This is a genomic window from Nostoc sp., from assembly GCF_036919895.1.
GTDB lineage: Bacteria > Cyanobacteriota > Cyanobacteriia > Cyanobacteriales > Nostocaceae > Nostoc.
This window is the reverse complement of sequence record NZ_JBALBW010000061.1, coordinates 1-5,683: the sequence shown is the minus strand read 5'-3', so window position 1 is coordinate 5,683 and position 5,683 is coordinate 1. Positions and strand designations below refer to the sequence as shown.

The 5,683-nt window shown below is 40.4% G+C and carries 6 protein-coding genes; 4 read left to right on the top strand and 2 right to left on the bottom strand.

What is annotated here, in order from left to right:
• A partial coding sequence (locus V7K55_RS11450; RefSeq protein WP_442949085.1) for a PAS domain S-box protein occupies nucleotides 1-1,900 on the bottom strand: 1,900 nt, incomplete at its 3' end.
• Between the two features lie 80 nt (nucleotides 1,901-1,980).
• Here V7K55_RS11450 and V7K55_RS11445 point away from each other — a divergent pair.
• From V7K55_RS11445 to V7K55_RS11430, 4 genes are all read left to right on the top strand, one after another.
• Complete coding sequence (locus tag V7K55_RS11445; protein WP_334831264.1) at nucleotides 1,981-2,103, top strand: hypothetical protein; 123 nt, start codon at nucleotides 1,981-1,983, stop codon at nucleotides 2,101-2,103.
• A 303-nt stretch (nucleotides 2,104-2,406) separates the two neighbouring features.
• Complete coding sequence (ada, locus tag V7K55_RS11440) at nucleotides 2,407-3,510, top strand: bifunctional DNA-binding transcriptional regulator/O6-methylguanine-DNA methyltransferase Ada (protein ID WP_334831262.1); 1,104 nt, start codon at nucleotides 2,407-2,409, stop codon at nucleotides 3,508-3,510.
• Nucleotides 3,476-4,129 carry a DNA-3-methyladenine glycosylase family protein gene (locus tag V7K55_RS11435; RefSeq protein ID WP_334831260.1) on the top strand — a complete coding sequence of 218 codons (654 nt, stop codon included), beginning with the start codon at nucleotides 3,476-3,478 and terminating at the stop codon, nucleotides 4,127-4,129. The genes ada and V7K55_RS11435 overlap by 35 nt, the downstream gene beginning before the upstream one ends.
• A 40-nt stretch (nucleotides 4,130-4,169) precedes the next feature.
• The gene (locus V7K55_RS11430) at nucleotides 4,170-5,168 is read left to right on the top strand and encodes a DMT family transporter (protein WP_334831257.1); all 999 of its coding nucleotides are present in this window, start codon (nucleotides 4,170-4,172) and stop codon (nucleotides 5,166-5,168) included.
• A gap of 247 nt (nucleotides 5,169-5,415) precedes the next feature.
• On the opposite strand, the gene V7K55_RS11425 is transcribed toward V7K55_RS11430, so the two are convergent.
• A partial coding sequence (locus tag V7K55_RS11425) for an IS4/Tn5 family transposase DNA-binding protein (protein ID WP_334831255.1) occupies nucleotides 5,416-5,683 on the bottom strand: 268 nt, incomplete at its 5' end.

Sequence of the window (5,683 nt, the reverse complement as noted above, 5' to 3'; positions counted from 1 at the left end):
CCCCCTGCTCCCCTGCCCCCTGCTCCCCTGCTTCTCTGCTCCCTAATCCCTGATTTAACAAATTCTTTAACACCATCAAGTTACCCATCACTGAAGTTCGTAAATCGTGGGCAACTGTGTGCAGAACAACATCTTTGACGCGATGCAATTTTTCAACTTCTTGCATTTTCTGCTGCAACTGTGATGTTCGTTCTTCTACTTGGTGTTCTAAATTAGTGTTGAGTTCTGCGAGTTTTTGGTATATTTTGCTTTGCTGAATGGCGATCGCTACTTGTTCAGACATCTGCTTTAACAAATCAATTTCTATTGGCTGCCAATGACGCGAACCTGAGCATTGATTGGCAATTAACGCCCCAAACAACTCATTACCTAGCATAATTGGTACAGCCAAGCTAGCCTGTGTTTGAAATTTTTGACAATGTGCTTGGACTTTGGGAGATACTGACATTTGTGTGATGTCTTCAACGACACGCACAAGATTATCTTTTAGTAAGTTTCGCACTTCTTGTAAATAAGCTTCATCATTAGTAGACCAACCTAAGACTGATGGATACTTGGGATCTACTGATTCGGCAAGAGTTCTGATTCCTAACTTGGCATTATTTAAAGCAATAAACACTCGATCTGTTTGCAGAAATTGTCTGACTTCCGTCACTGTAGTTTGCAGAATTTCTTCTAGGTTAAGGGAAGATCGAATTCGCACTAAGGTTTCTGCCAACAAGCGATCGCGTTGTGCTGCCAGGCGAAATTGCGCTTCTACCTGTTTGCGTTCTGTAATATCGTGATGGACTGCTAAGATGCAAGGAACACCATCCAAATCAATAACTTCGGCTGAAAGCAGCGTTGTAATTATCTTGCCAAGCTTTTGCTGAAATTCAACTTCTAGGTTACGAACAACTCCTGTGGCTTGCAACTCCTGTAACAAATTTAGGCGATCGCGATCGTCTACCCAGAGATTTAACTCAAAGGAAGTTTTATCAATCACTTCATCTCGCTCATAACCAGAAAGCTTCACAAAGCTGTCGTTAACTTCGATGAAGCATCCTGCTTGCAACGTGCTGATAGTAATTGAATCTGGACTGCAACTAAAAGCTTTAGCAAATTTTTGGGCAAGATTTTTTAAGGCAATTTCTGCTTGTTTCCGTTCTGTGATATCTCGCACAATTGCTAGTACCTCATCTTCTCCACTCACCACTAACCGCGCCTCATAATCTCTGACTCCTAAAGGCGTTGTTAGCTGATATTCGCAAGTTTGCAAAGTTCCAGAATCTAAAGTTTTAGCGATCGCTTCTAGGCTAATTGCGGCAACATCACTAGGCAATAACTCTTGCACATGTTTCCCAACTATTTCTTCTCTCGAAAGAGTGATATTTGCCCCTTCACTTTTCAAATCTAGATACTCAGCATCGCGGCTAATACGAAACATTAAATCAGGAATAGCATCCAAAATTGCTTTATACCGCGCCTCACTCTCTTGCAATTTTTCTTCGGCTTGTTTGCGGTCTGTAATGTCTAAAACGAAGCCATTCCAAAGCACAGCCCCTTCTTCTTGTCGTTCCGGTTGCGAAGTACCTTGAATCCATTTAAGTTTGCCACTAGGCGTAATGATTCGACCTTCCCAATGCCAAGGTGTAAGAGTGTTACAACAAACAGCTATAGATTCTGTAAAAGCTTTTATATCTTGTGGATGAATCAGATTGTATATCACCCGGAAGTCTGCCTGTAAAGCTTCTGGTTCTACTTCATACAAATATTCACAACCAGAACTAACATAAAGGACTAACACAGAACCATCCTGCTGTTGCAGAACTTGGAAAATTATTCCTGGTAAATTGGCAGCAAATTTTGATAGCAGGTTAATAGCCTCTTGCTGACAATTTGGTGTATACAGCGATTTCACAACGGTTTCATCCACTCTTTGACCCTTTGATACACAAGCTATTCATGTACAATTGAAAGCCAGAATAACCAACTTAGCAGTTGGATTCTGTAGGCATAATCGCTAACAGAATCAAAACTGCACCTTCTTTCAGAGTAGTTCCTGATGAGGCGATCGCATTCACCCAATCGGGTGAACCATTTGCCGCAGGGAGGAGGAAGTAATGAAATAGTTAGTTATAAATAGTGGTCAACGACACTTTTTTGAGACACTGCCAGTTTTAACTTAGCTCTTATAACCTTAGACTGAGAATATTTTTGAGACAATAACGATCGAACTAGATCCTGATGATTAAATTTCATGAATAGCCCAGGCTAGCGAACTTCGATCGCAATAATCAGATAGAAACTAGTTTATCAATACATTTAATCTAGTTTTATCAAAAGAATAAACAGAGTTCCTAATATCTAAAAACAAAAAATGACTATTTCAGAGTGGATACTTTGTAGTATATCTAAGGAGACTGAATGCAATTACAACAAACATCAGTTTTAGAAAAAACTCTTTGGGAAGCAGTTCTGAATCGAGATCCCACAATTGACGGCAAGTTTTTCTATGGTGTTCGCTCGACAGGCATATATTGCCGACCTATTTGCCCTAGTCGCAGACCAAATCGGAATCAAGTTTGTTTTTTCCAGTCCGCACAAGAGGCTGAAAGCTTAGGTTTTCGTGCTTGTAAGCGCTGTCAGCCACAATCTGAAACAGTTCCAAATATAGGCAAATCAAAAGTCTTAGCAGCATGTCGATACATTGAAACACAAATAGATCGCATCCCCACCCTCTCGGAATTAAGCTCTCAGGTGCAAATGAGTCCCAGTTATCTGCAAAAGGTATTCAAGCAAATAATTGGCGTATCCCCTTTTCAATATGGAGATGCGCTGCGTAGCCAACGATTGAAGCAGCGTCTCCAGTCAGGAGAGGAAATAGCTGATGCAGTTTACGACACGGGGTATGGTTCAAGTAGCCAACTGTATGAAAAAGCACTTAAACAACTGGGAATGACACCAAAAACTTACCAACAAGCCGGAAAGACCATGTTGATTGTTTATGCGATCGCTCCATGTCCGCTAGGATATTTACTGGTGGCAACAACAGAGAAGGGTATCTGTGCCGTTAAACTAGGTGATGAAGCAGATAAGCTTGAACATATCTTGAATCAAGAATTTCACCAAGCGCAGATCGTGCGTGATGACCACACACACAAAGAATGGATACAAGCAATTCTCGACTTGATTGCGGGAGATAAAACACATCTTGATTTACCACTTGATGTCCGTGGGACAGCATTTCAAAAACAAGTTTGGCAAGCATTACAAAAAATTCCCTATAGCGAAACGCGTACATATACTGATATAGCCCGCGATATTGCCAAACCCCAAGCAGTCCGCGCGGTGGGAAATGCTTGTGGAGCTAATCCGATCGCGCTGATTGTACCGTGTCACCGGGTACTACGGAGTGATGGCAGTCTTGGTGGTTATCGCTGGGGAATTGAGCGCAAACAAAAACTGCTTATACAAGAATCGAAATTACTTAAAGATGACTCAAACACCAGAACTAGAATCGCTGACTGAAGAAAGTCTCACCCGTGGTTTAATGGTGCTTGCCAATCTTGACAGCGATTTGGCTGGGATTTTAGAGACACTGGGGCCTCCACCTATATGGAAAAGAGAACCAGGTTTTGCAACGCTACTGTGCATAATTCTGGAACAACAAGTTTCTTTAGCAGCTGCAAAAGCTGTATTTACCCGACTATGTGGGGTTGTTGTGACTCTGACACCAGAAAACTTTCTGACATTGGATGATGTTCAGTTAAAAGGGATTGGATTCAGTCGGCAAAAGATTCTATACTGTCGTGGATTAGCGGATGCGATCGCAACTGGTCAGCTTGACCTCAGCAAGCTGGATACAATGGACGAAACGACAATCAGAACTGAGTTAAAGTATCTTAAAGGGATTGGAGACTGGACAGTTGATATTTATTTGCTGATGGCGTTGCAACGTCCTGATGTCTTTCCTAAAGGTGATTTAGCGATCGCGATCGCTTTGCAAAAACTCAAAAACTTGACGACACGTCCAACACCAGTTCAACTAGAAGCAATGACACAGCACTGGCGACCGTGGCGTGCGGTAGCTACAAGACTTCTATGGCACTATTATCTGAGTAATGCCAAACTTATACTTAATAATTGATCCTTCTCCCTTAGCGGTTCGTTTAATCAATATAAACTAAATGGTAGAAAATCAATTAAACCTCACAGACGAAAAACCTCAAAATACTTCAAATATCCTACCAATAATAATAGTAATCATTGCATTGTTAGCTTTATCTACAACAGCAATATTTATTAAAATTGCTGTTAAAGAAATGAGCGCAATTACTACATTATTTAATCGCTTATGGATAGCGACTATTATCTTTGGATTATGGAGTGGAATTAACCAAGCACGGAATCAGATTAGAGATGATGAACCTATATTACCACAGCAGCCTTATTTAATTAAAGAGATAGCGTTTTTAATAGCAGTGGGTCTAGTTCATGTATTAGGGCGATTATCTTGGACTTGGTCGCTAACTCAGACTGGTGCTGCTAATGCTAATGCGTTAGGTAGCCTCAATCCGCTATTTACAACATTAGGAGGATGGCTATTTTTTAATCAAATTTTTGGGCGCAAATTTATCATCGGTTTAATATTAGCCATGCTCGGTGCGATCGCAGTTGGATTTGAAGATTTATTACGCTCTAATAATAATTTTACAGGTGATGCTGTTGCCCTGATCTCATCGATATTTTATGCAGCCAATTTTTTACTTATTGAGCAAATCCGCAATAAGTTTTCAATTATTACCATTCTTGTTTGGCGCTGTGTCATCGCAACTTCATTGATGATCCCAGTAGTATTAATCTTTGAAAAACAAGTTTTCCCAGTTTCTCTGTCAGGTTGGTTAGTAGTATTTGCACTAGCTGCTATTTGTGAAGCCTTGGGTCATGGGCTAATTGTATACAGCTTGAAAACTTTTTCTTCAGGATTTATCTCTTTGCTACTGCTACTCAATCCAGTGATTGTTGCCATTCTTGCTTGGATAGTTTTCTCAGAAAAATTAAGTATTTTTAACTTGCTAGGGTTGGTTCTAATTGTAGGCGGTATATATCTAGGAATTTCTAGTAAAGAATCTATCAAATCCAGTGTTAATCCCCCCATACAATCCTCAGAAACAAGTGAATCTTAACAATTTTATTGTAATACCAACCCCTGCTTCCCTACCTCTACTGTTAGAGGATGTTTGAAAAGTCCTATTGTAGGTATCAAAACGTTCTATATCCCCCTAAATCCCCCTTTTTTAAGCTATCCATTATAAACATCTTTCTTAACAGAAAACTTGACAGAAGTAAGCTTTGTGACTAGTGTAATTCAGTTCTGTTGTATCTTGGATTGCCAAGACTACATTGTGCTGGGCAATTCGCTCTCCTGTCGCATCAATATGTCAAGAGTCTAATCATGGATGGCTGGATATAGGGTGAATCCCAAAAGTCATAGGTAGCCTTAGTTTGGGCCCATGTTCCACTGGCTTGAGGAATACTAGAAGAGGGTTTAGCACTTAAATTTTCGACTATTTTGATCAACCGTTTAGTTCTTCTAGCGTCTCCTAATTCGGTTCTTTCTAGTTCTTGTGCGATCCATTGTTCCATTTGCTGACTAAGGTATGTTTCCACCTCTTGATATAGACAATACACAACTTCTGGC